This window comes from Microbacterium aurantiacum, assembly GCF_002872075.1.
Taxonomy (GTDB): domain Bacteria; phylum Actinomycetota; class Actinomycetes; order Actinomycetales; family Microbacteriaceae; genus Microbacterium; species Microbacterium aurantiacum_A.
This window is the reverse complement of sequence record NZ_PGGU01000009.1, coordinates 1-26142: the sequence shown is the minus strand read 5'-3', so window position 1 is coordinate 26142 and position 26142 is coordinate 1. Positions and strand designations below refer to the sequence as shown.

23 protein-coding genes, 1 tRNA gene and 1 other RNA gene are annotated in these 26142 nt (G+C 68.0%); 16 read left to right on the top strand and 9 right to left on the bottom strand.

Features of this window, described 5'->3' with window-relative positions:
- Positions 1-18: 18 nt before the first annotated feature.
- Complete coding sequence (gene aceE / locus CUR96_RS08470) at positions 19-2745, bottom strand: pyruvate dehydrogenase (acetyl-transferring), homodimeric type (RefSeq protein ID WP_102192876.1); 2727 nt, start codon at positions 2743-2745, stop codon at positions 19-21.
- A 153-nt stretch (positions 2746-2898) separates the two neighbouring features.
- On the opposite strand from aceE, the gene CUR96_RS08465 reads away from it, so the two are divergent.
- From CUR96_RS08465 to CUR96_RS08450, 4 genes are all read left to right on the top strand, one after another.
- Positions 2899-2971, top strand: a tRNA-Val gene (locus CUR96_RS08465).
- A gap of 287 nt (positions 2972-3258) precedes the next feature.
- Positions 3259-4035: a hypothetical protein gene (locus tag CUR96_RS08460; protein ID WP_102192875.1), complete on the top strand. Its 777-nt coding sequence runs from the start codon at positions 3259-3261 to the stop codon at positions 4033-4035.
- A gap of 72 nt (positions 4036-4107) precedes the next feature.
- A complete protein-coding gene (locus tag CUR96_RS08455; RefSeq protein WP_102192874.1) occupies positions 4108-4674 on the top strand; it encodes a hypothetical protein in 567 nt (188 codons plus the stop codon).
- Positions 4675-4691: 17 nt separating this feature from the next.
- Positions 4692-5579 carry a TIGR01777 family oxidoreductase gene (locus tag CUR96_RS08450; RefSeq protein WP_102192873.1) on the top strand — a complete coding sequence of 296 codons (888 nt, stop codon included), beginning with the start codon at positions 4692-4694 and terminating at the stop codon, positions 5577-5579.
- Positions 5580-5584: 5 nt separating this feature from the next.
- Here CUR96_RS08450 and CUR96_RS08445 read toward each other — a convergent pair whose 3' ends face one another.
- Entirely contained in the window at positions 5585-6349 is a 765-nt protein-coding gene (locus CUR96_RS08445; protein WP_102192872.1) for an SDR family oxidoreductase, read from the bottom strand.
- A gap of 100 nt (positions 6350-6449) precedes the next feature.
- Between CUR96_RS08445 and CUR96_RS08440 the strand changes: the two genes are divergently transcribed.
- Positions 6450-7310: a helix-turn-helix transcriptional regulator gene (locus CUR96_RS08440; protein ID WP_102192871.1), complete on the top strand. Its 861-nt coding sequence runs from the start codon at positions 6450-6452 to the stop codon at positions 7308-7310.
- Between the two features lie 28 nt (positions 7311-7338).
- Here the strand turns inward: CUR96_RS08440 and CUR96_RS08435 are convergent, their stop codons facing one another.
- Positions 7339-8190 carry an aldo/keto reductase gene (locus CUR96_RS08435; protein ID WP_102192870.1) on the bottom strand — a complete coding sequence of 284 codons (852 nt, stop codon included), beginning with the start codon at positions 8188-8190 and terminating at the stop codon, positions 7339-7341.
- A 42-nt stretch (positions 8191-8232) separates the two neighbouring features.
- On the opposite strand from CUR96_RS08435, the gene CUR96_RS08430 reads away from it, so the two are divergent.
- The 4 genes from CUR96_RS08430 to rnpB all read left to right on the top strand — a co-directional run bounded on the left by CUR96_RS08430 (position 8233) and on the right by rnpB (position 11480).
- Positions 8233-8655 (top strand): YchJ family protein, encoded by a 423-nt coding sequence (locus tag CUR96_RS08430; protein ID WP_102192869.1) that lies wholly within the window; start codon positions 8233-8235, stop codon positions 8653-8655.
- Complete coding sequence (locus CUR96_RS08425) at positions 8652-9383, top strand: zinc ribbon domain-containing protein (RefSeq protein WP_102192868.1); 732 nt, start codon at positions 8652-8654, stop codon at positions 9381-9383. Before CUR96_RS08430 ends, CUR96_RS08425 begins: the two co-directional genes overlap by 4 nt.
- Before the next feature lie 25 nt (positions 9384-9408).
- The gene (locus CUR96_RS08420; protein ID WP_102192867.1) at positions 9409-11109 is read left to right on the top strand and encodes a bifunctional 3'-5' exonuclease/DNA polymerase; all 1701 of its coding nucleotides are present in this window, start codon (positions 9409-9411) and stop codon (positions 11107-11109) included.
- A 14-nt stretch (positions 11110-11123) separates the two neighbouring features.
- Positions 11124-11480: RNase P RNA component class A (rnpB, locus tag CUR96_RS08415), an RNA gene on the top strand.
- A gap of 70 nt (positions 11481-11550) precedes the next feature.
- Here rnpB and ppgK read toward each other — a convergent pair.
- Positions 11551-12297, bottom strand: a complete 747-nt coding sequence (ppgK, locus tag CUR96_RS08410) for a polyphosphate--glucose phosphotransferase (protein WP_102192866.1) — start codon at positions 12295-12297, stop codon at positions 11551-11553.
- A gap of 69 nt (positions 12298-12366) precedes the next feature.
- On the opposite strand from ppgK, the gene CUR96_RS08405 reads away from it, so the two are divergent.
- Genes CUR96_RS08405 through CUR96_RS08390 form a run of 4 tightly spaced genes read left to right on the top strand, consistent with a single transcriptional unit; the run spans position 12367 to position 17873 of the window.
- On the top strand, positions 12367-12582 hold the full coding sequence (locus CUR96_RS08405; protein ID WP_102192865.1) for a hypothetical protein: 216 nt from the start codon (positions 12367-12369) through the stop codon (positions 12580-12582).
- Positions 12583-12584: 2 nt separating this feature from the next.
- Positions 12585-13922 (top strand): type I glutamate--ammonia ligase, encoded by a 1338-nt coding sequence (gene glnA, locus CUR96_RS08400; RefSeq protein ID WP_102192864.1) that lies wholly within the window; start codon positions 12585-12587, stop codon positions 13920-13922.
- Between the two features lie 6 nt (positions 13923-13928).
- The gene (locus tag CUR96_RS08395; protein WP_102192863.1) at positions 13929-16904 is read left to right on the top strand and encodes a bifunctional [glutamine synthetase] adenylyltransferase/[glutamine synthetase]-adenylyl-L-tyrosine phosphorylase; all 2976 of its coding nucleotides are present in this window, start codon (positions 13929-13931) and stop codon (positions 16902-16904) included.
- Between the two features lie 51 nt (positions 16905-16955).
- Positions 16956-17873: a diacylglycerol/lipid kinase family protein gene (locus tag CUR96_RS08390; RefSeq protein WP_102192862.1), complete on the top strand. Its 918-nt coding sequence runs from the start codon at positions 16956-16958 to the stop codon at positions 17871-17873.
- On the opposite strand, the gene CUR96_RS08385 is transcribed toward CUR96_RS08390, so the two are convergent.
- The 3 genes from CUR96_RS08385 to glnA (CUR96_RS08375) all read right to left on the bottom strand — a co-directional run bounded on the left by CUR96_RS08385 (position 17860) and on the right by glnA (CUR96_RS08375) (position 21547).
- Positions 17860-19017 (bottom strand): AI-2E family transporter, encoded by a 1158-nt coding sequence (locus CUR96_RS08385; RefSeq protein WP_180968980.1) that lies wholly within the window; start codon positions 19015-19017, stop codon positions 17860-17862. The genes CUR96_RS08390 and CUR96_RS08385 overlap by 14 nt on opposite strands.
- A gap of 36 nt (positions 19018-19053) precedes the next feature.
- Positions 19054-19992 (bottom strand): alpha/beta fold hydrolase, encoded by a 939-nt coding sequence (locus CUR96_RS08380; protein ID WP_102192861.1) that lies wholly within the window; start codon positions 19990-19992, stop codon positions 19054-19056.
- A 130-nt stretch (positions 19993-20122) separates the two neighbouring features.
- Complete coding sequence (glnA, locus tag CUR96_RS08375; RefSeq protein ID WP_102192860.1) at positions 20123-21547, bottom strand: type I glutamate--ammonia ligase; 1425 nt, start codon at positions 21545-21547, stop codon at positions 20123-20125.
- 123 nt (positions 21548-21670) lie between these two features.
- Between glnA (CUR96_RS08375) and CUR96_RS08370 the strand changes: the two genes are divergently transcribed.
- Positions 21671-22099, top strand: coding sequence for an RDD family protein (locus CUR96_RS08370; RefSeq protein ID WP_245861146.1), 429 nt, complete (start codon positions 21671-21673; stop codon positions 22097-22099).
- Between the two features lie 2 nt (positions 22100-22101).
- Here the strand turns inward: CUR96_RS08370 and CUR96_RS08365 are convergent, their stop codons facing one another.
- Complete coding sequence (locus tag CUR96_RS08365) at positions 22102-22590, bottom strand: ATP-dependent zinc protease family protein (RefSeq protein WP_102192858.1); 489 nt, start codon at positions 22588-22590, stop codon at positions 22102-22104.
- Positions 22591-22607: 17 nt separating this feature from the next.
- On the opposite strand from CUR96_RS08365, the gene CUR96_RS08360 reads away from it, so the two are divergent.
- The gene (locus CUR96_RS08360) at positions 22608-23795 is read left to right on the top strand and encodes a RimK family alpha-L-glutamate ligase (RefSeq protein WP_102192857.1); all 1188 of its coding nucleotides are present in this window, start codon (positions 22608-22610) and stop codon (positions 23793-23795) included.
- 69 nt (positions 23796-23864) lie between these two features.
- Here the strand turns inward: CUR96_RS08360 and CUR96_RS08355 are convergent, their stop codons facing one another.
- Positions 23865-24575: a DUF4191 family protein gene (locus tag CUR96_RS08355; protein WP_102192856.1), complete on the bottom strand. Its 711-nt coding sequence runs from the start codon at positions 24573-24575 to the stop codon at positions 23865-23867.
- A 176-nt stretch (positions 24576-24751) separates the two neighbouring features.
- Here CUR96_RS08355 and CUR96_RS08350 point away from each other — a divergent pair.
- Positions 24752-26142, top strand: a 1391-nt coding sequence (locus CUR96_RS08350) for a hypothetical protein (RefSeq protein WP_102192855.1), incomplete at its 3' end; no start/stop codon positions are given.

The following is a 26142-nucleotide window of genomic DNA, read 5'->3' as shown; positions in this document are numbered from 1 at the left end:
GAACCTGTCACCGAGAGCTCAGCTCTCGCCGCCCGCGTTGCCGCTGGTTCCGGCGTTCACGTCGTGCAGTCGGTACTTCTCGATGGCCTGCGCCGCGAGCGAGCGGTCGACGACGCCTTCCTCGGCCAGTGCCTGCAGCGTGCGCACCACGATCGACGGGCCGTCGATCTTGAAGAAGCGACGCGCTGCCGCACGCGTGTCGGAGAAGCCGAACGTGTCGGCGCCGAGCGTCGCGAAACGCTGCGGAACCCACGGACGGATCTGGTCCTGCACCGCGTGCATGAAGTCGCTGACGGCGACGACCGGTCCCTGGGCGCCCTGCAGCTTCTCGGTCAGGTAGGCCGTCCGCGGCTCCTCGTTCGGGTACAGGAAGTTGTGCTCGTCGGCGGCGAGGCCGTCGCGGCGCAGCTCGGTCCACGAGGTGACCGACCAGACGTCGGCGACGACGCCCCAGTCGTTCTTCAGCAGCTCCTGCGCCTCGAGTGCCCAGGGCAGCCCGACGCCGGAGGCGAAGAGCTGGGCGCGGTGACCCTCGCCGGTGCCCTCGGAGACGCGGTGGATGCCGCGGACGATGCCGTCCACGTCGACGTTCTCCGGCTCGACGGGCTGCACGATCGGCTCGTTGTAGAGCGTGATGTAGTACATGACGTTCGGGTCGGGGTGGTTGCCGCCGTACATGCGCTCGAGACCGCTGCGCACGATGTGCGCGATCTCGTAGCCGTATGCCGGGTCGTACGAGAGCGTCGCCGGGTTGGTCGAGGCGAGCAGGTGCGAGTGGCCGTCGGCGTGCTGCAGGCCTTCGCCGGTGAGCGTGGTGCGGCCGGCGGTCGCGCCCATGATGAAGCCGCGTGCCATCTGGTCGGCTGCGGCCCACTGGGCATCGCCCGTGCGCTGGAAGCCGAACATCGAGTAGAAGATGTAGATCGGGATCAGCGGCTCGCCGTGCGTGGCGTACGAGGTGCCGGTTGCGGTGAAGGCGGCGAGAGCGCCGGCCTCGTTGATGCCGACGTGGATGATCTGACCCTGCGGGCTCTCCTTGTAGGCGAGGAGCAGTTCCCGGTCGACCGAGGTGTAGTGCTGGCCGTTGGGGTTGTAGATCTTCGCCGTCGGGAAGTACGCGTCCATGCCGAACGTGCGCGCCTCATCCGGGATGATCGGCACGATGCGGTGGCCGAAGTCCTTGGAGCGCAGCAGATCCTTCAGCAGGCGGACGAACGCCATCGTCGTGGCGATCTCCTGCGAGCCGGACCCCTTCTTGGGAAGGGCGTAGGCGGAGTCATCCGGGAGCGACAGCCCGACGTGGGTGGAGCGGCGCTCCGGCAGGAAGCCGCCGAGGTTCTTGCGACGCTCGAGCATGTACTGGATGGTCTCGTCCTGGGCGCCCGGGTTGTAGTACGGGGGAAGATACGGGTTCTCCTCGAGCTGCGCGTCCGTGATCGGGATGTGCATCGTGTCGCGGAACGTCTTGAGGTTGTCCAGCGTCATCTTCTTCATCTGGTGGGTCGCGTTGCGGCCCTCGAAGTGCGGGCCCAGGCCGTAGCCCTTGACCGTCTTCGCCAGGATGACGGTCGGCTGACCCTTGTGCTCGACGGCCGCCTTGTACGCCGCGTACACCTTGCGGTAGTCGTGGCCACCGCGCTTGAGCTGCCAGATCTGGTCGTCGGTGTAGTCCTTGACCAGGGCGGCGGCGCGCTCGTCGCGGCCGAAGAAGTGCTCGCGGATGTAGGCGCCGGACTCCGTCTTGAAGGTCTGGTAATCGCCGTCCGGGGTGACGTTCATGATGTTCAGCAGCGCACCCTCGGTGTCGCGGGCGAGAAGGTCATCCCATTCGCGGCCCCAGACCACCTTGATGACGTTCCAGCCGGCGCCGCGGAAGAACGACTCCAGCTCCTGGACGATCTTGCCGTTTCCACGCACCGGGCCGTCGAGGCGCTGCAGGTTGCAGTTGATCACGAAGTTCAGGTTGTCCAGACCCTCGTTCGCGGCGACCTGGAGCTGACCGCGGCTCTCGACCTCGTCCATCTCCCCGTCGCCGAGGAACGCCCACACCTGCGAAGAGGAGGTGTCCTTGATGCCGCGGTTCTCGAGGTACTTGTTCGACATCGCCTGGTAGATCGCGTTGATCGGGCCGAGGCCCATCGAGACGGTCGGGAACTGCCAGTAGTCCGACATCTGACGCGGATGCGGGTAGGACGGGATGCCGAAGGGAGCGCGGGACTGTTCCTGACGGAAGCCGTCGAGGTTGTCCTCGCTCAGCCGGCCCTCGAGGAAGGAGCGGGCGTAGATGCCGGGGGAGGCGTGTCCCTGGACGAAGATCTGGTCTGCGCCGCCGGGGTTGTCCGCACCGCGGAAGAAGTGGTTGAAGCCGACCTCGTAGAGCGCGGCCGACGACGCGTAGGTGGAGATGTGGCCGCCCACGCCGATGCCGGGGCGCTGGGCGCGGTGCACCATGACGGCGGCGTTCCAGCGCATCCACGCGCGGTAGCGGCGCTCGACCTCTTCGTCGCCGGGGAAATCGGGCTCGTTCTCCGGGGCGATCGTGTTGATGTAGTCCGTGGTCGGGACCATCGGCACGTTGAGATGCAGCTCCTTGGAGCGCTTGAGAAGGCTGAGCATGATCTCGCGGCCACGTCCGTGGCCCTTCGAGTCCACCAGCTCGTCGAGCGACTGCTGCCACTCACCGGTCTCTTCCGGATCGCTGTCGAGGGGGCCCTGGGAGTACGGATCCTGGTCGTGGACGGTCACGGTGGAGCCTTTCGTCAAGCTGGCGGTTCTCGCCGGGAAACGGGAAGCGACGCGGGGGAGTCTTGTCGACTCGACACAACGCACGCCGGTTTCAGCCTAGCCCTCTTCCACGACGATGCGGATCACCGGGGCATGGATAGACTGATCGGGTCAGGGCCTTTAGCTCAGCTGGTAGAGCGCCACGTTTACACCGTGGATGTCGTCGGTTCGATCCCGGCAGGGCCCACCTAGAAGGTTGTTGTTCAAACCGGCGACTTCCCGATTCGGGGTCTGCTGTAGTCCTTGCCGACGAAGATTCCGTCGAGGACGAGGCGCTGTCGGCGGGGAACGGATACGCACCAGCCCAGGTCGCGTCGCTGTCGTGCTCGGCGGATCTCCTGGGTCTGGCCAGCGGGTTGGGCGCCGGCATCGGGATCTCCCTAACGAGCGGGCGTCGCCAGGAGGGCACCGAATGTCGGCGGCAGATGCGATCTTGGGAAGGAGGTATGAATCCTTCTACGACGGGAGCGGCACATGTTGGGAGCTATCAAGGAGATCCCCGACGCGATCAAGAGTTGGAGTGAGAATCGGGAGCAGCTTTACAACGTGGTCGCGAGTGTTGCGGCTGCTCTTGTCATGAGCGCGTTCCTGACAGGCATGCGCCCGTCCGAGTCGCTCGCGGTCGTTGCTCGTGGGGTTGGGTTGACGCCGGTCGCCGACTGGCTGCTCTCCTCCGCTCCGCCATTCCTGGCCGAACGTGTCGTGATCGTCAACCACATCGCCCTGGTGGTGGCAATGCTGCTGTTCGCGGTGATGGTTCTCGTTCCGCTGCTGCGGGGCCGCCGCGACGACAACAGGATGTTCGCCTACGAGTTCCTTCCCCTCATTGGTGCACCATCAGCAGGAACGATCTGGGTACTGCTCCTGGTTGCGGCTCAGTACGGGGACATCGCCTCACCGCTGCAAGCCTGGGCCGAGACAGCATCCAACCTCGGGGTCTGGACTCTGGGCGGCCTGGTCCTAGGAGGAATTCTCTATCTGCTTGCAGCACGGCATGGGTGGGGTGATCTTGCTCGTTTCCTGCTGCGGCCACCGGCGGTCGTCGCCTATCGATCATTCACGGGGGTCGGCTTCGCGTGTCTCGCCGTGGTCTTTGCCGCGATCTCGGTCCCGATTTCGATCGCGAGTTGGTTCTCGGCATTGGAATCGGATCGCCGCCGCAAGATCCGGGCCAAAATCGAAGAGGAACGCCTTGACCGGGAACCCGTGCCCACAGGCGCCGCCGTCGTACGCCTCGACCGCGCCTCCTAAGGCGTACACGTTCCGGGACAACCGCGGTGCTGCGGCAGCGACGAAGCAGGCTGTACCTGCGAGGATCGACGTGTGACTGAAACCCCGCTCTGGCTCCGACCGACCTCCTCCGGATGGCGTGTCGTCGTCGACGAAGGCCGGACCCTGATGCACGTTCTGGATCCCTCAGGCACCGTGCAGGCCCGCGTGCCGATCAAGCCGACGGAGACGTACACCGGCCCCTTCGCCGACAGGATGAACTCCACGACGAACAAGGTGTTCGAAGGTCACGGCCCGCAGATGACGTTCGCCCGACGAGCTGTTCCGTTCGAATTGACCGGCACCGGTGACAGCGGAACCCTGACGCCCGGCGCCGCGGACGGGCGACGGGCGACCAAGAGCATCGTGATCGAAATCCGAGGCCGCCGCTACGTCCTTCGACACACGTCGAGCAGCAAGGGCGACGTGCTGCGCGACGGCAGCCTGATCGTCAGATTCGCGGCCGGGCGTCAGAACGGCGTGCACCAGTACCTGCGAAACGACCTCGTCGGCCTGGACACCACGGACGAGATCGCCCTCACCATCTTCGAGAAACTGGGCCGGCCAGGTCGCCAAGGAGCGATCGCCGACTTCTTCGACGCTCTGTCGAACCTGTCCTGACACGGAAAGCGGAGCACATGAAACGGCGAATCGTCATCAGCGGAGCATCCGGCCTCATCGGCTCCGCACTGTCGGAATCCCTGCGCGCCGACGGTGCAGAGGTGACCAGGCTCGTGCGTCGTCCGGCGCGTGACGGCTCCGAGGTGCAATGGGCGCCGGGGGAGCATCCGCTCGATCCCGACGTCCTCGCTGGAGCCGACGCCGTCGTCGCGCTCGGCGGTGCCAGTGTCGGCCGGCTGCCGTGGACGCGGGCTTACCGCCGTGAGCTCGTCGAGTCCCGCCTGCGCACGACGCGGACACTCGCCACCGCGCTGTGTGAACTGGGGGCGGATGCCCCTGCACTGGTCTCGGCGTCCGCTGTCGGGTTCTACGGCTCGGCGCCGGGCGAGGTGCTCGACGAGAACTCGAGAGCCGGCGACACGTTCCTCGCGAAGCTCTGCGTCCGCTGGGAGGAGGAGGCGCGGCGCGCGGGCGACGACGTCAGGGTCGCGCTGCTGCGCACCGCACCCGTCATCCACCCGCGCGGTGTGCTCAAGCCGCTTATCGTCCTCACCAGATTCGGAGTCTCCGGCCCGCTCGGGAAGGGCACCCAGGTCTGGCCGTGGATCTCGCTTGACGACGAGGTGAGGGCTATCCGGCACGTCATCGACGAGCAGCTGGCGGGACCGATCAACCTGACCGGCCCCACGCCCGCCACCGCGAACGACACCGGGCGCGCCCTCGCCCGCAGGATGAACCGGCCGTTCTGGCTGCCGGCACCCGCGTGGGCGCTGCGCTTCGGACTCGGCGCGGCGGCGGATTCGCTGCTCCTCTCCGACGCCGATGTGCGACCGGCCGTCCTCGAGCGATCGGGCTTCCGCTTCGCGCACGCGACCGTGCAGGAGGCCGTCGACGCCTCGGTCTGACGACTTCAGTTCCCGTGCGGGTCGAGCCGGTTCAGGGTCGATACGACGTGAGCGTAGTCGCCTCTGGCTTCGCCGTATCGCAGGAACTTCACGTTCTCGACCTGGATCTCGGTCGCGTCGGGTTCCGTCTCGATCAGCCCCATCACCTCGGCGACGAACTCGTCGAGCGGCATCGCGAAGGCGCTGTCCTCCTGCCCCGGCATGAGCGAGGTGCGCACGGCCGGAGGCTCGAGCTCGACGACCTTCACGCTCGAACCCGTCAGCTGCAGTCGGACGGACTCGCTGAGCATGTGGATCGCCGCTTTGGTGGCGTTGTAAGTCGGGGTGACCCGCAGCGGGGCGAAGGCGAGCCCGGACGACACCGTCATGATCGTCGCGTCCGGCACGGCGCGGAGATGCTCGACGAATGCGGCGATGAGGCGGATCGGACCGAGGAGGTTGGTGGTGACGATGGCCTCCGCCGAGTCCAGGAAGCCCTCGCTGATGCTCCAATCCTCGGCGCGCATGATCCCGGCCATCGTGATGAGCACGTTCAGGTCGGAGTGCGCGGCGAGGACGGTTCGTGCTGCGGAGCGGATGCTGCCGGCATCCGCCGTGTCCACCTCGACCGTGTACAGCTCGGGATTCCGGGCCGCGATCTCCTGCAGGCGGTCGGTTCGCCGCCCGCCGACGATGACGGTGTTGCCGCGGGCGCTGAGCGACAGGGCGAGGGCGAGGCCGATTCCACTGGTCGCGCCAGGGATGAAGATGGTGTTTCCGGTGATGTTCATGCCTCCACTCTGTGGACGGCGGCGCGCGCCGGGCAGAGATGGATCATCCACGGATCGCCGCTCCCTGGATACGCATGGGGATGCGGGGGATACTGCGGGAATGGATCGTGATGCCCTCGCCGACTTCCTGCTGCGGCGCAGACAGGAGCTCAAGCCGGCCGATGTCGGACTCGGCGAGGGACCGCGACGCCGGACGGAGGGTCTTCGGCGCGAGGAGGTCGCGATGCTCGCGGCGATGTCGACCGACTACTACGCCCGGCTCGAGCAGCGCCGAGGTCCTCAGCCGAGCGTGCAGATGCTCTCGGCCCTCGCGCGTGCGCTTCGCCTCTCTCCGGACGAGCGCGACTATCTCCATCGGGTGAGTGGTCACAGTGCGCCGGATCGCGCCGTGTTCAGCGACTACGTGCCGCCCGGCCTGCTCCGCGTGTTGGATCGGCTCGCCGACACCCCGGCGTTCGTCGTGTCCGTCCTCGACGAGGTACTCGTCCAGACCGGCCCGGCGCGGGCCCTGTTCGGCGACGCGCGCGGGCTGACGGGGTTGGAGCGCAGCGGGATCTACCGCTGGTTCGCCCGGCCGGATGAAGAGCGACGGATCTATCCCGAGCGGGATCATGAGCGTCACGGGCGCACCCTCGCCGCCTCGCTGCGGGCCGCGCACGGTACTTGGGGGCCGGCATCGCGCGCGGGCGAGATCGAGCGAGCTCTCCGCGCCGTCAGTGCGGAGTTCGTCCGGTACTGGGGGGACCACGAGGTCAGACGGAGATTCGAGTACCACAAGACACTCGTGCATCCGGAACTCGGCGAGATCGAAGTCGACTGCCAGGGGCTTCTCACCGAGGACGAATCCCAGGCACTGATCGTGCTCACGGCCGCGCCGGGAAGCGAGGCCGCAGGCAAACTCGATCTGCTCAGGGTGCTCGGAACGCAGACCGTCCGTTCAGCGGGCGGCATCGGCCGCTGAAAGACGGTACGTCAGGCGGATACGGCGATCAGGATTCCTCGTGCGTCGCCGGGTCTGCGTCGAACAGCCGCCCGTCCGGCCTGCCGAGAGCCGTGATCGCGGCCACCTCGGTGTCATCGAGTGCGATGGCGGCCGCGGCGAGGTTCGAGACCTGGTGCTCCCGAGAGGAGGCCTTCGGGATCGCGACGGTTCCGCGCGCGACGTGCCACGCCAGCACGGTCTGTGCAGGAGTGATGTCGTGCGCGCCGGCGATCTCCGCGATGACCGGTTCATCGAGCACGTCGCGGCCTCGACCGATCGGGCTCCACGCCTCGGTGAGGATGCCGTGCTCGCGGTGATAGGCGAGCTGCTCCTCCTGCGGGAAGTACGGGTGCACCTCGATCTGGTTGACGACCGGGCGGACCCCCGTCTCGCGTTCGATGCGCTCGAGGTGCTCGGGGAGGAAGTTCGACACGCCGATCTGGCGTACGGCGCCGCGTTCCTGCGCCTGCACGAGCTCGGTCCAGGCCTGCACGTACTCGTCCTGCCGCGGATTCGGCCAGTGGATGAGGTGCAGATCCGTGATGCCGACTCCGAGGCGGAAACGGCTCTCCTCGATGCTGGTGCGAGCCCTCGTGGCGCGGTGGTGGCGACCGGGGAGCTTCGTGGTCACGACGATCTCGCTGCGGTCCACGGCCGAGTCCCTGACGCCCTGGCCGATCGCGCCCTCGTTCTCGTAGTTGAACGCGGAGTCGACCAGCCGATAGCCGGCATCGAGGGCGCCCGCGACAGCCGCGGCCCCCGCTTCGCCGTTCAGGCTGTAGGTGCCGAGGCCGATGGCGGGGAGAGTGAAGCCGTTGTGGGCGGTGAACAGGGGGACGGTGACGGACTGAGTGCTCACGGGTTCTCCTTTCGAGGCGGATCTTCAGCGTACGCTGGAGCGATGCGCGCAGCCGGTGACATTGCTCCCGATGACCGCTGCCCCTGCTTCTCCGGGGACGCCTACGGCGCATGCTGCGGCCCGCTGCTCGACGGAGCATCCGCCCCGACTGCCGTGCGCCTGATGCGCTCGCGGTACACGGCTTTCGCGCTCGGCGACACGGACCACCTGCGTGCCACGTGGCATCCCTCGACCAGGCCGCATGACATCGAGATCGACGACGGCCTGATCTGGCGTCGCCTCGTCATCGTCGGCACCGACGGCGGCGGGCCCTTCGACCACGAGGGGGTCGTCGAGTTCGAGGCGTTCTGGCGTCAGGGCGACGAGCGCGGTGTGATGCGCGAGCGCAGCCGGTTCGTGCGAGTGGACCGGCGCTGGCTCTACGTCGACGGCGTCGTCACTCCAGCGACTAAGTTGGAAGGGTGAACGCAGCCCCGGAACACCAGCGCATCCTGCTCGACGTCGCCGACCTCGATCGGCGCATCGCGCAGGCGGAACGCGCTCGCACCCAGCCGACGCAGTCGTCGCGGATCAACGAGCTCTCCGCCCTCCGCCAGGAGCAGCTGCGTGAGCTCACGGCGCTGACCGGAACCCGTGAGGATGCACGCACCGAGCTCGTCCGGCTGGAATCCGACGTCAAGATGGCCGAACAGCGTCGTGCCCGCGATGCGGAGCGCCTCGCCGCGTCCGCGAACTCCAAGGAGGCGCAAGCTCTCGAGCACGAGCTCGCCAGCCTGGCGAAGCGGCTCAGCGACCTCGAGGACGCCGAACTCGACGTGATGGGTCGCGTCGAGGATGCGGACGCCGCCGTCGCCGCGCAGCAGGCGCTCATCGACGCGACGACGGCCGAGGGCACACAGCTCACCGTGCAGGCGAAGGCCGACGTCGCCGCCGCGACCGAGCGCATCGCCCAGCTCGGACGCGATCGCGCCGCAGTCACGGCGCCGCTGCCGGCCGACCTCCTCACCGAGTACACCCGCCGGGCCGCGAAGGCCACCGGAGCGGCACTCCTCACGAGGGGCACCTGCGAAGGGTGCCGCATGGTGCTCTCGAGCACTGACCTGAACGACATCCGCCGCGCCGAGCCCGACGCTGTGATCTTCTGCCCGGAGTGCGGCTGCATCCTGGTGCGCACGGAGGAGTCCGGCCTGTGAGCTGCCTTTTGGTCGCTCGACGGCGGTGACCGCCCCGCCTCGACCGGCTCTCGAACGACGGATCGCTCTCGTCGAGACGGGGCCGAATGCGTTCCTGGCGATCGAATTCGATGACGCCGGCGACGAACTGGGCCGCGCGGCGCTGGACGCGAAGGAACTCATCGACTGGGTCCGCGATCGGGAAGCGGCCGATGCCCCACGCTGGATCCTGCGCAGCGCGCGGCAGATCTATCCGCGACTTCTCAAGGCGGGAGTGCGCCTCGCCCGCACCCACGACCTGATGCTGTGCCACGCGATCCTGCGCGACACAGCTTCGGTGGAGCATCCGCTGCCTCCGTCTGCGGAGTGGGTCCCGCGCGAGCTCGTCGTCGAAGCGCCGGCCCTGTTCGATGTCGTCGAACGCGTGGCGGCCGACCCCGTCGCCGAGTTCCTCGACCAGTACCGCGCGCAGCGCAGCGTCCTCGACGAAGCGACCGACGGGCGGCTGACACTCCTGTGCGCGGCAGAATCGGCGGGCGGACTCGTCGCCGAGGAGATGCGCGCGGCGGGTCTTCCGTGGGACGTCGCCGCGCACGAGGCGATCCTCACCGCGACGCTCGGTTCCCGCCCCGTCGCCGGTGGCCTGCCCAGCCGGATGGTCGAGCTCGGCGATCGGGTGCGTGAGCTCCTCGATGACCCCACGCTGCATCTGGACAGCCAGCCCAAGCTGCTGCGTGCGCTGCACCGGGTGGGTGTGCACGCGGAATCCACCGGCCGATGGGAGCTCTCCGAGCACGATCATCCGGTCATCGAGCCCCTGCTGGCCTACAAGAAGCTCTCCCGGCTGCTCAGCGCGAACGGCTGGTCGTGGCTCTCCGAGTGGGTGCACGAGGGGCGTTTCCGGCCTGTCTACATCACCGGCGGCGTCGTCACGGGTCGCTGGGCATCGTCGGGCGGCGGGGCGCTCCAGGTGCCGCGCAGCCTCCGCCCCGCGGTCAGGGCGGACGCCGGATGGATCCTGGTCGTCGCGGACGTCGCGCAGCTGGAACCGCGGATGCTGGCGGCGATGGCGCACGACGAGGCGATGGCCAGGGCGGCGCGCGGGACCGACCTCTATGCGGGCGTCGTGGAATCCGGCGCCGTCAGCACGCGCGAGGAGGCGAAGTACGCCGTCCTCGGGGCGATGTACGGCGCGACGACCGGTGACAGTGGCCGGCTCGTTCCGCGACTGCGCAAGGTCTATCCGCGCGCGATGGCGCTCGTCGACGAGGCGGCCCGCGTGGGGGAGGACGGCGGAGTCGTCTCGACCTGGCTCGGACGCTCCTCGCCGCGTCCGTCATCGGAGTGGGCTGCGCTCCAGTCGCGGGCCACAGATGCGGATGCCGAGGCGGCCGAGGTGACGGTCGCGCGTCGCCGCGCGCGGGACTGGGGCCGGTTCACCCGGAACTTCGTCGTGCAGGGCACGGCGGCGGAGTGGTCGCTGATCTGGCTCGCCGAACTCCGGCATCGTCTGCAGCGCCTTCCCCCCGCAGCGAGGCCGGCCCCCGCATCCGGGCCCTTCGCGCACGAGGCGCACCTGGCGTTCTTCCTTCATGACGAGGTGATCCTGCACGTCCCGGAAGAGCATGCCGAGGCCGCCGCCGATGCCGTCCGCGAGGCCGCGGCCGCAGCGACCCGGCGCCTGTTCGGCGCGTTCCCGATCGATGTGCCGCTCGACCTGCGGGTGGCGCGGTCGGCCGAGAAGTAGAATGGACCTGCGAATGGGTTGACTGGACGGTCGCGTGGCGGGAAACCGCACCGAGGAACGTCCGGGCTCCACAGGGCAGGGCGGTGGGTAACACCCACCCGGAGCAATCCGCGAGAAAGTGCCACAGAGAGCAGACCGCCCCGCAAGGGGTAAGGGTGAAAGGGTGGTGTAAGAGACCACCGGGGGCCGTGGTGACACGGCCCGCCAGGTAAACCTCGCCCGGAGCAAGGTCAGACAGAGGATGTTGACGCGGCTCGCCGAGTCCTCGGGTAGACCGCTGGAGCGGCACGGCAACGTGTCGCCGAGAGAGATGGCCGTCGAAGGGGCGAAGAACCCCGGAACAGAACCCGGCGTACAGGTCGGCCCATTCGCCTCGACGTGATGAAGGCCCCGATGATCGAGATCATCGGGGCCTTCAGCGTGAACAGGGTTGTCTGAGGATCAGTCGCCGGCGAGAGACGCCGCGCCGATGATGCCGGAGTTGTTGCGGTGGATCGCCGGGACGATCGGCGTCTTGAGCTCGAGCAGCGGCAGGAAGTCGCCGGCGTTCTTGGACACCCCTCCGCCGACCACGAACAGGTCAGGGCTGAAGAGGAACTCGATGTGGGAGTAGAACGCCTGCAGACGCTCGGCCCATGCGGCCCAGCTCAGGCCCTCCCGCTCACGTGCGGACGTCGCGGCCCACTTCTCCACCGAGTCGTAGGTGCCGAAGTTCAGGTGACCGAGTTCCGTGTTGGGAACCAGCACGCCGTCGTAGAGGAACGCCGAGCCGATCCCGGTCCCGAGCGTCGTCATCAGCGTGAGGCCGCGGACGTCCCTAGCGGCACCGTGGCGAGCCTCGGCGACGCCGGCCGCGTCTGCGTCGTTCACGAAGACGATGTTGCGCCCGAGTCCGTCGCGGAAGAACCGCTCCGCATCGAAGTCGACCCATTCCTTCGAGACGTTCGCCGCGGAGAGGGTCTTCCCGCGCTTCACGATCGCCGGGAACGCGACGCCGAGCGGCATGTTCGAGTCGTGCACATCAAGGGTCTTCAGGACCGTCTGCACCGCGAGGAGGACATCCTTGGGCGCTGCGCCTTCGGGAGTGGGGACGCGAACCCTGTCGGACGCCATGGTCCCGTGGTCGAGGTTGACGATTCCCGCCTTGATACCAGTGCCGCCGATATCGACGCCGATTGCTTGAGCCATGGCCGATAGCTTAGCGACCGGCGGTGGCCCGAGTAGGATCGTTGCAGTTGACGCGAAAGGGTACGACACATGTCAGACGGCGATCAGAAGTACTGGTACAACCTCGAGACCGGGCAGGTCGAATTCGGGATGATCTCGCCGGCGGTCGACCGTGTCGGACCCTTCGACACCGAGGCAGAGGCAGCTCGCGCACCCGAGACCCTGGAGGCGCGTTCGCGCGCCTGGGCCGAGGAAGAGGCGGCAGACGACGGCTGGGCCACCAGCAAGGATGCGGGCGCAGAGTAACCATGGACAAGCAGAGGGATTTCGTGCTCCGCACGATCGAAGAGCGCGGCGTGAAGTTCGTCCGCCTGTGGTTCACAGACGTCATCGGCACGCTGAAATCCGTGGCGATCGCACCCGCGGAGGTCGAAGGGGCATTCGCCGAGGGGATCGGATTCGACGGGTCGGCCATCGAGGGCCTGACCCGCAGCTTCGAGTCCGACCTGCTCGCGCAGCCGGACCCGACCACGTTCCAGACTCTGCCCTGGCGGGGCGAGATCGACCCGACCGCGCGGATGTTCTGCGATCTCACCACCCCTGACGGCCAGCCGGCCGTGGCCGACCCGCGTCATGTGCTCAAGCGCGCGCTGGCGAAGGCGGCGGATGCCGGGTTCACGTTCTACACGCATCCCGAGATCGAGTTCTACCTGCTCAAGTCCTCCTCGTTCGGGCCCGAAGGTCCGGTGCCGGTGGATTCCGCCGGCTACTTCGACAACGTCCCCGGGGGAACGGCGCACGACTTCCGCCGCCGCTCGGTGCGGATGCTCGAGGACCTCGGCATCTCCGTGGAGTTCAGTCACCACGAGGGCGGACCCGGTCAGAACGAGATCGATCTGCGCTATGCCGACGCGTTGACCACGGCCGACAACGTGATGACGTTCCGCACCGTCATCAAGGAGGTCGCGATCGAGCAGGGCGTGTACGCCACGTTCATGCCCAAGCCGCTCGGCGGGCAGCCCGGCAGCGGGATGCACACGCACATGTCGCTGTTCGAGGGCGACCAGAACGCCTTCTATGAGGAGGGCGCGAAGTACCAGCTCTCCAAGACCGGACGGCACTTCATCGCGGGTCTCCTCAAGCACGCCAACGAGATGGCTGCGGTCACGAATCAATTCGTGAACTCGTACAAGCGGCTCTGGGGCGGTGACGAAGCGCCGAGCTTCGTCACATGGGGGCACAACAACCGCTCCGCGCTCGTGCGCGTGCCCATGTACAAGCCGAACAAGGGCCAGTCCTCCCGCGTCGAGTACCGGGGACTGGACTCGGCCGCGAACCCGTATTTGGCTTACGCGCTCATGCTCGCCGCCGGTCTCAAGGGCATCGAGGAGGGCTATGAGCTGCCGCCGGAGGCCGAGAACAACGTCTGGTCGCTGAGCGAGTCCGAGCGCCGCGCCCTGGGTTACGCCGCGCTGCCGACGAGCCTGGATCACGCGCTGGAGTTCATGGAGGGGTCCGAGCTCGTCGCCGAGACGCTGGGCGAGCAGGTCTTCAACTACGTGCTTCTCAACAAGCGCAAAGAGGTCGAGGCCTACCGCAGTCAGGTGACGCCGTTCGAGCTGAAGAGCAACCTCGAGCTGCTCTGAGCCCGCATGGCACGCCTGGACGATTCCGTCTCGCTCTCCGCGCTCGCCAGGCTCGGTTTCGCAGAGCTCAGCACCGCAGCGGACTCGCTGTCGGAACTCGCGGCGCTGCTCGGTCGTGAGCGCGCGCTGCTGCTCGAAGACGTGGGAGCCGCGGACCCCGACGCCGCCGTCATCGGGATGCTGCGTGTCGCACGACGCGATCCTGCGCCCCTGCGCGCGCTGAGTGACGATCCCGCCGCCCGGCGCAGACTCTGGCGCGTGTTCGGCGCCTCGCAGGGCCTTGCCGACTTCTTCCTCCGTCATCCCGGCGAGATCTCGGTCCTCGGTGTGGAGACCGACGAACTGCCGAGCGCGGAGAAGCTGCGTGACGACCTGCTCGCCTCGGTCGGCGCGCAGGACGGGTTCGCCGACTCCGGCGACGACTCGGCTCTGGTCGCTCTGCGCGTCGCGTACCGTCGCAGCATCGCGGCGATCGCCGCCGTCGATCTCGCGCATCCGGATCCGACTGCGCTGGTGGCAGCCGTGGCCGCCGCCTTGGCCGACGCGGCCGGCGCCGCGCTCGAAGCGTCGCTCGCCGTCGCCCGCACGCGCCTGCTGGCCACGACGAGCCGTGAGGAGATCGCTGCGACGCTGCTCGCGATCATCGGAATGGGCAAGGCCGGTGCTCGAGAGCTGAACTACGTCAGCGACGTGGACGTCATCTTCGTCGGCGGAACCGCGGACGAGGATGTCCTCGCCGAGTCCAAAGCCATCGACATCGCCACGCGATTGGCCCGCGAGACCATGCGCGGCCTCAGCGGCATCGAGGTCGAGCCTCCGCTGTGGGAGGTCGACGCCGCCCTGCGCCCCGAGGGCAAGCAGGGCGCCCTGGTGCGCTCGCTCGCCTCCCACCTGGCCTACTACGACCGCTGGGCGAAGAGCTGGGAGTTCCAGGCGCTGCTGAAGGCCCGCCCTCTCGCCGGCGATCCGCAGCTCGGCGGCGAGTACATCGCCGCGGTGCAGCCGAAGATCTGGTCCAGTGCCGCGCGCGAGGACTTCGTCGACAGCGTGCAGCGGATGCGCGAGCGCGTCATGGAGCACATCGATCCGGAGGATGCGCCGTATCAGCTCAAGCTGGGTTCCGGCGGTCTGCGCGACATCGAATTCACGGTGCAGCTGCTGCAGCTCGTGCACGGCCTCACCGACGCGTCGCTGCGCACCCGCGGCACCCTGGAGAGCCTCGATGCGCTCGTCGAAGGCGGATACATCGGACGCGCGGAGGCGTCGACGTTCGCCGACGACTACTGCGTCCTGCGACTCATGGAGCACCGTCTGCAGCTGCGCGAGCTCAGCAGGACGCACCTCATGCCGCGCACGCCGGCGGGTCTGCGCATCCTCGCCCGCGGCAGCGGCCTCGCCGACACCGGAGAGGGCATCTGGGAGCGCTGGGAGCACGTGCGCCGGGAGGTGCGCGACATCCACACGCGGCTCTTCTACCGCCCGCTGCTGAGCGCGGTCGCCTCGCTGCCGGAGGAGGAGCGGACGCTCTCCACGGAACAGGCGCGCGATCGACTCGCCGCCATCGGCTTCCGCGACCCTGCAGGCGCACTGCGCCACATCGGCGCCCTCACCACGGGCCTCAGCCGCAAGGCGACGATCCAGCGGCACCTGATGCCGATCATGGTGCGCTGGTTCGCGGACGGCAGCGACCCGGACTACGGCCTGCTGGCCTTCCGCCGCATCAGCGAACGCCTCGGCGACACCCCGTGGTTCCTGCGGATGCTCAGGGACTCCTCCGGAGCGGCCGAGAGCCTCACGAGGCTGCTTTCGTCGTCGCGTTACGTCGGCGAGCTCATGGACGGCTTCCCCGAGTCCGTCGCCTGGCTCGACAGCGCCGAGCTGCTCACACCGCGCGGGCAGAAGGCGCTCGACGAGGAGGCCAGGGCGATCCAGACCCGCCACGACACGGTGGGTGACGCGCTACGGGCGGTTCGGGCTCTCCGCCGCCGCGAGCTGCTGCGCACGGCCATGGGCGGTGTGCTTGACGTGCTCTCGATCGAGCAGATCGCGACCGCGCTCACCGAGATCACCGACGCGACGATCCAGTCGGCGCTGCGTGCCGTCCGGCGGGAGATCGTCCCGCCGGAAGACGATGCGCTCGACTTCGCCGTGATCGGGATGGGCCGATTCGGCGGCGCGGAGCTCGGATTCGGGTCGGATGCCGACATCCTCTACGTGTACGACGCCAACGGGATCGACCCGCAGCGCGCGCAGACGCTCGCCACTCGCCTCGTCGCCGGGCTGCGCGAGCACCTCACGGATCACCGTGTGCCCCTCGACCTCGATGCCGACCTGCGGCCGGAAGGGCGCAACGGCCCTGTGGTGCGCTCGATCGAGGCCTATGCGGAGTACTACCGGCGCTGGTCGCTCTCGTGGGAGGCGCAGGCTCTGCTCCGGGCACGGGGCGTCGCGGGAAGCCTCAAGCTGATCGCGAAGTTCACCGCGATGGCCGATGCCATCCGATATCCGTCGGCCGTCGATCTGCAGGGCCTCCGGGAGATCAAGCGCATCAAGGCGCGGGTGGAGGGTGAGCGGCTGCCTCAGGGGGCCGATCCCCGACGCCATCTGAAGCTCGGGCCCGGATCGCTCAGCGACGTGGAGTGGCTGGTGCAGCTCGTGCAGCTGCAGCACGCGCACGATGTGCCGGGGCTGCGCACGACCTCGACCCTGGGGGCCCTCGACGCCGCGGTCGAGGCCGAGCTGATCCCGGATGCGTCTGCGGCGCTTCTGCGCGAGGCGTGGCGCCTCTCCAGCCGTCTGCGGTCTGCGATCACACTCCTGACCGGGCAGACCAGCGATGTGCTGCCCACCGACCGCAGACAGCTCGATGCCATCGGCCGTCTGCTCGGATATCCGGATCGTTCCGCAACGGAGGTGGAGGAGGACTACCTCGCGGTCACGCGCCGCGCCCGCCGCGCCTTCGAGCACCTCTTCTACGGCTGAGTCCGCACCTCGCGAGTTGCATGGAGCGACCGCGTCACGCAGAGTGAATCCATGACGAATTCCATAGGCGTGATCTGGAATCCCTCGAAGATCGATGAGGACCAGCTGCGCACCGCGGTCGAGGCCGCATTCGACTCGGACACGGATGTGCGCTGGTGGGAGACGAGCGTCGATGACCCGGGTCGGGGCATGGCGCGAGAGGCTGTCGATGCCGGTTGCGGCACCGTGCTCGCCGTAGGCGGCGACGGCACGGTGCGCGCAGTTGCGGAGGTCGTCGCCGGTACCGACGTCGTCCTCGGCATCGTGCCGCAGGGGACGGGGAACCTTCTCGCGCGGAATCTCGAACTGCCGCTGGAGGACATCCCGGCCGCGCTCGCGCGGGTCTCTGACGGCGTGCCGCGGGCGATCGACCTCGGCTGGGTGGAGCTGGACGGCGAGGAGCATGCCTTCGCAGTCATGGTGGGCTTCGGCATCGATGCGCAGATGCTCGTCGAGACCGATGACGACCTGAAGGATCGCGCCGGATGGCTCGCGTACGTCGAGGCGATGGGCCGCGCCCTCGCCGGCACCGAGATGACGTCGATCACGCTGACCCTCGACGACGACGATCCGCAGGAGATCGAGGGCCACACGCTGCTGATCGGGAACTGCGGGATGGTGCAGGGCGGCATCCGCCTGCTACCGGATGCGACCCTCGATGACGGTCTGCTCGACCTGCTCCTGATCAGCGCCGATGGAGCGCTGCAGTGGCTCGACACCGTGCGAACGGTCGTCTGGGACAACGGCATCCGGCGCCTGTTCACGCTGGAGCCGGAAACGGTGAGCACGGAGTCGACCCGTCACCTCACAGCCAAGCGGATCACGGTCGAACTCGCCCGGCCGCAGGCGTTCGAGGTCGACGGCGAAGAACTGGGCGAGGTGTCGGTGTTCTCGGTGCGCGTGCAGCCGGCCGCTCTCAGGGTGTACTGACGATCAGATCGCCGTCCGGCGGCACTATCTTGCCGTCCTGAGCAGGGAACGTCACCTTCTGGATGATGATGATGACGCTTGCCGCGACCGGGATGGCCACGAGGGCGCCGAGGATTCCACCCAGCGCTCCGCCGCCCACAGCGGCGATCACCACGACCGCGCCGGGGACGGCGACGGCTCTGCTCATGATCCTGGGGCTGAGAACGTATGCCTCGATCTGCATGTACACGAGGTAGTAGATCGCGGCGATCAGCGCGGTCTGAGGCGCGGCGATCAGGCAGATGAGCGAGATGACGATGGACGCGCTCAGCGTGCCGACCAGCGGGATGAGCGATCCGATGAAGGCCAGGAGGGCGAGCAGGGCCGGAACCGGGGCTTGGATGATGCTCAGGAAGATCAGGCTGAGGACGCCGTTGATGAGGGCGAGGCTCGCCTGGCCGATCACGTAGCGACCGACGGCGCCGGACACGTCCTCGAGGAGACCGCTGAAACGCGACCGCTGGTAAGCGGGGACGAAGCGGACCGCGGTTCGCTTGATGCCGCGCAGCGAGGCCATGAAGTACAGGGTCAGGATCAGGACGATCGTGACGGCCGTGAAACCGCCGGCGATGCCGACGCCCACCGCGAGGACGCCCCCGCTGATGTTCGCGAAGTTGCCCGGGTCCTGGAGGAAGCTGAGCACGCCGTCCGCCGCGTCCTGGAACACCGTCCCGAACTGCGCGCTCATGTCTTTGAACCAGGCGCTGGCGGTGATGTCGGCGACCATCTGGGGGCCGTCGTCGATCAGGTTCGTGATCTGTTCGACCAGGATCGGCACGATGGCGACGATGATCCCCGCGAAGACGAGAAGGACGGACGCCACGACGATGGTCACGGCGGCCGGACGCGGGAGTCTCCGCTCGATCAGGGCGACGAGCGGGTCCAGACCCAGTGCGAGGAACAGGGCGACGCCGATGTAGACGAGCACCGTCGCGAGCTGGCCGACCATTCCGCCGATGAGCAGCGCGACCAGGACCCCGAGGGCACCGAGCAGGCCGAACGTGAAGGGGTTGATCTTCCAGGCCTGGGACTGGCGCCCCGGTTTCGAAGCCGGCCGCGGCTGTTCGGCAGTCGTGACTGCGGTGCTGCGTCGACGCATGGTCATCTCCCCGTGATTCCGATCGGATCCAACCATTGAACACTACGGCGCTTCTGGGCCCTCTCGTGTCGGCGGCATCGGGAGAACACGATCCAGGAACTCCCGGATGAGGGAGACGACCTCGTCGAAGCTGGTCTCGAGGAGCCAGTGCCCGCCGTCGACGAGATGCAACTCGGCGTCGGGGTGATCGCGGTGGTACGCGCGAGCCGCCCCCGCCGGCATGTATCCGTCCTGAGGGCCCCAGACGATGAGCGTCGGAGGCCGGTGCTCTCGCAGATACGCCTGCTCTCGGGGGAACCAGGCCAGGGTATGCCGCTGGTCGGCGAGCAGGTTCGTGAGGTTCTCGCGGCGCTCAGGCGTCCCCAATTGCGCCCAGGCGAGAGTCCACAGATCCGGAGGGATTCGCTCCGCGAGCATCTCGTCGACCTCGCCGACGAACTCGTCGCGGAATCCCTCTTCGCTCACGTTCTGGCCGAGCGCGCGTCGTCCCTCTTCTGTGGGCCTGTTCCAGAACTCCTTCAGCGGTTCGTACTTCGGCCCGAGCTGATCCTCGTAGATGTCTCCGTTGGAAATGATCAACGCCGTGACCTTCTCCGGCGCTGAGAGCGCGAGCCGGAATCCGAACTGCGAGCCGTAGTCGTGCAGATAGAGGACGAAGCGGCTCAGGCCGAGCACGTCGACGAACCGCTCCAAGAAGGCCGCGTAGCCGTCGAACGTGTACGAGAACTCCGAAGCGCCGGGCGTGTCGCTGTATCCGAAGCCGGGCAGGTCGGGAGCGATGGTGCGCCATCGGTCGGCCAGCGCGGGCATGAGGTTGCGGTACGCGAATGACGAAGACGGATACCCGTGGGGGAGAAGCACAACCGGCGCGTCCGCCGGCCCGTTCTCACGGTAGAAGACGCGTACGCCGTCGACGACCACGGTGCGGTGCCGTGTCGCACGCTCCGGCGTGTCCCCGCCGAGCACGGGTGGTCTGGACATGTGCTCCTCCTCGCGTCGTCCCGGCCAGCATAGGAACCGTCGCGGGGCGGATCAAGAGAGCACGCGGACACATGGAAGGGCCCGCCCCAGCATGACGCTGAGGCGGGCCCTTTCTGGGTGAAGCTGTCGATCAGACCCCGAAGTACAGCTCGTACTCGAACGGGTGCGGGCGCTGGGCCATCGGCAAGATCTCGTTGTCGTACTTGTAGGAGATCCAGGTCTCGATGAGCTCCTTGGTGAACACGCCGCCCTCGAGGAGGAAGTCATGGTCGTTCTCCAGTGCGGTCAGCGAGTCCAGCAGCGAGTTCGGAACCTGCGGGATGTTCTTGGCCTCCTCGGGAGGAAGCTCGTACAGGTCCTTGTCGATGGGCTCGAGCGGCTCGATGCGGTTCTTGATGCCGTCCAGGCCCGCCATCAGCTGCGCGGCGAATGCCAGGTACGGGTTGCCCGAGGCATCCGGAACGCGGAACTCGATGCGCTTGGCCTTCGGGTTCGAGCCCGTCAGCGGGATGCGGATCGCGGCCGACCGGTTGCCGGCGGAGTACGCCAGGTTGACCGGAGCCTCGAAGTGCTTCACCAGGCGGTGGTAGCTGTTCAGCGACGGGTTCGTGAAGGCGAGCACGGCGTGCGCGTGCTTGAGCAGACCGCCGATGTACCAGCGTGCGACGTCGCTGAGCTGGCCGTAGCCGGTCTCGTCGTAGAACAGCGGCTTGCCTTCGCTCCAGAGCGACTGGTGCGTGTGCATGCCGGAGCCGTTGTCGCCGTACAGCGGCTTCGGCATGAACGTGGCGGCCTTGCCCCACAGCTCAGCGGTGTTCTTGACGATGTACTTGAACTTCAGGATGTCGTCGGCCGCGTGCACCATCGTGTCGAAGCGGTAGTTGATCTCCTGCTGGCCGGCGGTGCCCACCTCGTGGTGCGAGCGCTCGAGGATGAAGCCGGCGTCGATGAGCTTCAGCGTGATGTCGTCGCGCAGGTCCGCCGTCTTGTCGACCGGCGAGACGGGGAAGTAGCCGCCCTTGTACGGGGTCTTGTTGGCGAGGTTTCCGCCCTCCTCCTCGCGGCCGGTGTTCCACGCGGCCTCTTCGGAGTCGACCTGGTAGAAGCTCTTGCCGGCCGAGACCTCGTAGCGCACGTCGTCGAAGAGGTAGAACTCGGCCTCGGGAGCGAAGTACGCGGTGTCCGCGATGCCGGTCGACGCGAGGTACTTCTCGGCCTTCTTGGCGACCTGGCGCGGGTCCTTCGAGTAGATCTCGCCGGTGCGCGGGTTGTAGATGTCGAACAGCATCACGATCGTGCTGGCCTCGCGGAACGGGTCGACGTAAGCGGTGGAGACATCGGGGATGAGCTGCATGTCGGACTCGTGGATGCTCGCGAAGCCGCGGATCGAGGAGCCGTCGAACAGCTGTCCGTTGACGAAGAAGTCCTCATCGACCGTGGCAGCGGGAATGTTGAAGTGCTGCTGCACACCAGGCAGATCGGTGAAACGGATGTCAAGGAACTTGACGTCGTTCTCCTTGATGTAGCTCAGCACCTCAGATGAATCTTTGAACATGGGTAACGACTCCTGAATAGCGGATCGGGGCTTCACGGCCACTCTGCACAGTACGGCGCGAGGGTTACCTCCCAGTATCCACTTTGTTTCGGGCGTGTTACGTACCCTCGGTAGGCTGGGCAGGTGACGGATGCTGTGAGCGCGTACCCCGGTGAACGACTCGGACTCCCGCGGACGGGCGCCGGAAGCGTGGCCAGGGCCGGACGCCGGATCGGCGCCCTCCTGATCGATTACACCGCCGCCACGATCATCGCGACGGCGTTCCTCGGCTTCAATCAGTTCGCGTTGCCCTCCGAGGCCGGGCTGACACAGTTCACCCCGCTCGTCGTCTTCGCGGTGCTGCAGATCCTGTTCATCCCGACAGCCGGCGGCAGCCCGGGGCACCGCATCCTCGGGATGCGCGTGGTACGCCTCGACGGCGGCTGGGTGGGGCTGTGGCGTCCGATCGTGCGGACCCTCCTGCTGATCGTCGTGATCCCTGCCGTGATCTGGGACGAGGATCAGCGAGGGCTCCACGACAAGGCCGTGCGGACCGTCCTGGTCCGGGCCTGAGCTCAGTCGCGTCCGCGGTTACGGCGACGCGCCTCGCGCGGCGCCCTGCCGCCGAGGAACGAGCGGGCGGGATCGACCACGTATCCGCGGCGGAGCGCCTCCCGGCCGATCAGCATCCGGAAGCCCATCTCGTCACGGTTGCTGAGCGTCACCTCCGCGAGCACCTCGCGATCGACCAGGCGGACGAGCAGCTTCACGACGAGTCGCTCCTGCGCGTGTCCTGAGGAGCTGCGCACCGCGCGACGGTCGTGGACCGGGCACTCGACGACGACGGCATCCTCTTGACTGTCCTGCCACGGCTTGACCTGGAACCGCACCCAGGCGTCGCCGTCCCGCTCGAACTCGTGGATGTCGAACGCATGCAGAGAAGAAGTGCGCGCGCCGGTGTCGATCTTGGCTTTGAGCCACTCGACATCGAGATCGGGCAGGCTCACCCACTCGCGCCACCCCGTAAGGGTGTTTGAATGGGTTGACCTACTCACCTGATACATCCTGGCAGGAAAACCTTGTGAAGATCGCCGTGCTCTCCCGTGCCCCGCAGGCATACTCGACTCAACGTCTGCGAGCGGCCGCCCTCCAGCGCGGCCATACCGTCAAAGTCCTCAACACCCTCCGCTTCGCCATCGACCTCACCGCCGACGAACCCGACCTGCATTACCGGGGCCGGCAGCTCAGCGACTACGACGCCATCCTGCCCAGGATCGGCAACTCGATCACGTACTTCGGCACCGCCGTGGTCCGTCAGTTCGAGCAGATGGATGTGTACACGCCGAACACCGCGAACGGCATCTCCAGCGCGCGCGACAAGCTTCGCGCCAACCAGATCCTGTCGCGCCACAACATCGCGATGCCGCCCACGGCGTTCGTGCGCAATCGCGCCGATGTGCGCCCGGCGATCGAACGTGTCGGGGGAGCGCCCGTCGTCATCAAGCTCCTCGAGGGCACCCAGGGGATCGGCGTCATCCTCGCGCCGCAGGTGAAGGTCGCCGAGGCGATCATCGAGACCCTGCACTCGACGAAGCAGAACGTGCTGATCCAGAAGTTCATCTCCGAGAGTCGTGGACGCGACATCCGCGCACTCGTCGTCGGGGACCGGGTCGTCGCCGCGATGCGCCGCTCGGCGGCCGGTGACGAGTTCCGCTCCAACGTCCACCGCGGTGGATCGGTCGAGCGGGTCGAACTGGATCCGGTGTACGAGAGGACCGCGGTGCGCTCGGCGCAGATCATGGGTCTGCGCGTCGCCGGCGTCGACATGCTCGAGGGCGAGGACGGCCCGCTGGTGATGGAGGTCAACTCCTCGCCGGGTCTGCAGGGCATCGAGACCGCGACGAACCTCGACGTCGCGGGTGCCATCATCGACTACATCGCCGGGCAGGTCGCCTTCCCCGAGATCGACGTCCGCCAGCGGCTCACGGTCTCGACCGGGTACGGCGTCGCCGAGCTGCTCGTGCACGGCGCTGCCGACCTCATCGGCAAGACGCTGGGCGAGGCAGGGCTCTGGGAGCGCGACATCACGGTGCTCACCCTGCATCGCGGCGTCTCGGTGATCCCGAACCCGCGCAAGCATGTCGTACTGGAGGCGGAGGACCGCCTGTTCTGCTTCGGCAAGCTGGAGGAGATGCGCTCGATGATCCCCGAGCGTCGCCGGCGCCGCGCGAAGGTGCGCCGCCTGCCGCGCGAGCCGCTCTCGGAGTGATCGACCGAGACGAAAGAAGCGGCCGCGCCTCCGAGGAGGGCGGCCGCTTCTTCGTCCAGGTGCGAAGTGTCAGCGGGGACGCTGTGCACGTGCCTTGGTCGGGTCGATGCCCTTCGGGATGGGCAGCGACGACAGCGACTGCGAGACCGATTCGATGCGGCGGATGACGGCGGCCATCGTGGTCTTGTCGATCGCCTTCGGCAGCTTCTTGATGGTCTTGGCGAGCTGACTGATCGGCACGTCGTCTTCGCCGTGACCGACGTACAGCACCGTCACCGGGACACCCTGCGCGACGCGCTGCACCTTCTGGCGCTCCTCGTTGATGAGGCGGGTGAGACGGCCGCGGGAGCCCTCGCCGACGACGACGACGCCGCCGCGGCCGACGGTGCGGTAGACCGCCTCCTGAGTCTTCGGGTTGATGCCGACCGGTGAGTCGGATGCCTGCCAGCTGCGGCCCAGGCTGCTGCTGAGCACGTGGCCAGTGGCACCGGGCATGCCGTCGATCTTCTTGTACATGGCGTTCGTGGACAGGCGCGTCATCAGGAAGAGCGAGCCGAGCACGCCGAGCATGAGACCGGTGATGCCCCAGAGGATCAGCGTCCACACCTGGAACGGCGGGATCAGATAGCCGACGACCAGGCCGACGAGAATGCCTGCGACGAGGATCGCGATCTGAGCCCAGGGCAGCCAGGCGTAAGCCTCACGGGTGAACCTGAAGAGGGACTTGATCTGGGAGAAGAACCCAGGACGCTTCTCGGGGTCAGGAGCACGCTTTGCCATAGGTATCAGCCTACCGAGTCCGGGATGCTGCGGATGTCGGCGTTCGCGCCGGGCGGATTCGATATTCGATGGCCAGCTCGTTCGACTTCTCCTGCACAGCGTGTGATTCCGAGGAGTTCGTCCACATCGCGCCCCTCGGCCCCCACTGGGCGTGACGCTGCGCTGTCATGGGATCCATGGCAGATCGTGACAAGGACGGCGGCGACCGCACTCTCGTGCCCGGCGCACATCGAGTGATCCGGATGCTGGAGGCGCAGGAGGGGCCGTTCGCCGGTGCGCTCGTCTCCCGTGGCAGCGGCGTCGCCGTGCAGATCGACGCCGCGGCGCTCAGCGGATGGGACGGATGGGCTTACGGCGGTGCGGAGCACGTCGCGGGGCCGCTGGATGTAGTGCGCCGGCCCGACGGGCACGACGTGCTGCTGCCCTGGTGCTCGGAGCGGCTCACCGCATTTCTCGGGCGTCGTGCGGCGGCCGGAGTCGCGGTGACGGCGGGCGAGACGGCCACGCTGGTCGGTAGTCTGCTCCGCGGAGTCGATGAGCTCGACGGCGGGGCGGACGTTCGCGGGGGCTGGTGGCTGACCGACGAGGGGCGCCCGGTCTTCGTGCTCGGCGAGGGCGAGAGCGCTCGGGAGTCCGCAGCGCGCATCGTCGCGCGGCTGCGGGAGAGCACGACGGACCGAGCGCTGGCCAGGACGCTCACCGGTGTGCAGCAGGGGCTGGATCAGCCCCGGGTACCGCGCCGAGTCCAGGACGATTGGGAGCGGGAGCTGTTCGAGAACGCAGCGCCGCGGCCACTGCGCCGCGAGGTCTTCGCGCCCGAGCGGGCACGGGACATCGTTCCGCAGCGAGCTGTCTTCGAGGATGCGACCGACGCGGCTCCGGACCGCAGCCTGGCGGCGGTCGTACAGGTCGTCCGCCGGTGGGTGCGGGGGAGGTGGTCGGCCCTGTCCGCGCTGCGTCCCGAGGCCTCCCAGCGCTCCTCGAAGCAGACGGGGAGCGGATCGGCCGTTCCCCGGCCTGCACGGCAGCGACGCCGGGCCCTGATCGTCGCAGGCGCGGCCGCCGCTGCGGTGCTGGCCGTCGGGCTGCTGTGGCCGACCGGCGGGGCATCCGAAGCCGGGGCACAGACCGATGGCGGTTCGGATGCCGGGACCCCACCGTCCGAGGAGCAGACGTCACCCGCGCAGGAGCCGGCCGCGAGCGCGACGCCGGACGAGCCCACGGCGTCGTCCGGCGAAACAGATGGTCCGCCGACCGCAGAGGGCAGCGACCCGGTGTATGCGGCGACGGCTCTGCTCGCGGTCATCCGAGCCTGCGCCGAGGCAGAGGACGCCGCGTGCACCGCCGCTGTGGCGGAAGGCGCGGTCGGTGTCGTGGAGCGACTCGGCGCTGTCGGGACCGATCGCGAACTTGCCCTCGTCGACGAGTACGGCGACGTCGCGGTGATCCGGGTGACTCCGGCCGGCTCTGCCCACGAGGAGGGTGAACAGCGGGCGGCGGCATCCGAATCGATGCTGGTGCTCGTGCGCCTCGACGAGAACTGGCTGGTCCGCGACGTCTATGACGT

Excerpts from the sequence above, each read along its gene's own strand:
- CUR96_RS08460 (WP_102192875.1), top strand. The coding sequence starts at position 3,259 with ATGTTGGGAGCTATCAAGGAGATCCCCGACGCGATCAAGAGTTGGAGT.
- CUR96_RS08450 (WP_102192873.1), top strand. The coding sequence starts at position 4,692 with ATGAAACGGCGAATCGTCATCAGCGGAGCATCCGGCCTCATCGGCTCC.
- CUR96_RS08445 (WP_102192872.1), bottom strand. The coding sequence starts at position 6,349 with ATGAACATCACCGGAAACACCATCTTCATCCCTGGCGCGACCAGTGGA.
- CUR96_RS08440 (WP_102192871.1), top strand. The coding sequence starts at position 6,450 with ATGGATCGTGATGCCCTCGCCGACTTCCTGCTGCGGCGCAGACAGGAG.
- CUR96_RS08430 (WP_102192869.1), top strand. The coding sequence starts at position 8,233 with ATGCGCGCAGCCGGTGACATTGCTCCCGATGACCGCTGCCCCTGCTTC.
- ppgK (WP_102192866.1), bottom strand. The coding sequence starts at position 12,297 with ATGGCTCAAGCAATCGGCGTCGATATCGGCGGCACTGGTATCAAGGCG.
- CUR96_RS08405 (WP_102192865.1), top strand. The coding sequence starts at position 12,367 with ATGTCAGACGGCGATCAGAAGTACTGGTACAACCTCGAGACCGGGCAG.
- glnA (WP_102192864.1), top strand. The coding sequence starts at position 12,585 with ATGGACAAGCAGAGGGATTTCGTGCTCCGCACGATCGAAGAGCGCGGC.
- CUR96_RS08395 (WP_102192863.1), top strand. The coding sequence starts at position 13,929 with ATGGCACGCCTGGACGATTCCGTCTCGCTCTCCGCGCTCGCCAGGCTC.
- CUR96_RS08390 (WP_102192862.1), top strand. The coding sequence starts at position 16,956 with ATGACGAATTCCATAGGCGTGATCTGGAATCCCTCGAAGATCGATGAG.
- CUR96_RS08385 (WP_180968980.1), bottom strand. The coding sequence starts at position 19,017 with ATGACCATGCGTCGACGCAGCACCGCAGTCACGACTGCCGAACAGCCG.
- CUR96_RS08380 (WP_102192861.1), bottom strand. The coding sequence starts at position 19,992 with ATGTCCAGACCACCCGTGCTCGGCGGGGACACGCCGGAGCGTGCGACA.
- glnA (WP_102192860.1), bottom strand. The coding sequence starts at position 21,547 with ATGTTCAAAGATTCATCTGAGGTGCTGAGCTACATCAAGGAGAACGAC.
- CUR96_RS08365 (WP_102192858.1), bottom strand. The coding sequence starts at position 22,590 with ATGTATCAGGTGAGTAGGTCAACCCATTCAAACACCCTTACGGGGTGG.
- CUR96_RS08355 (WP_102192856.1), bottom strand. The coding sequence starts at position 24,575 with ATGGCAAAGCGTGCTCCTGACCCCGAGAAGCGTCCTGGGTTCTTCTCC.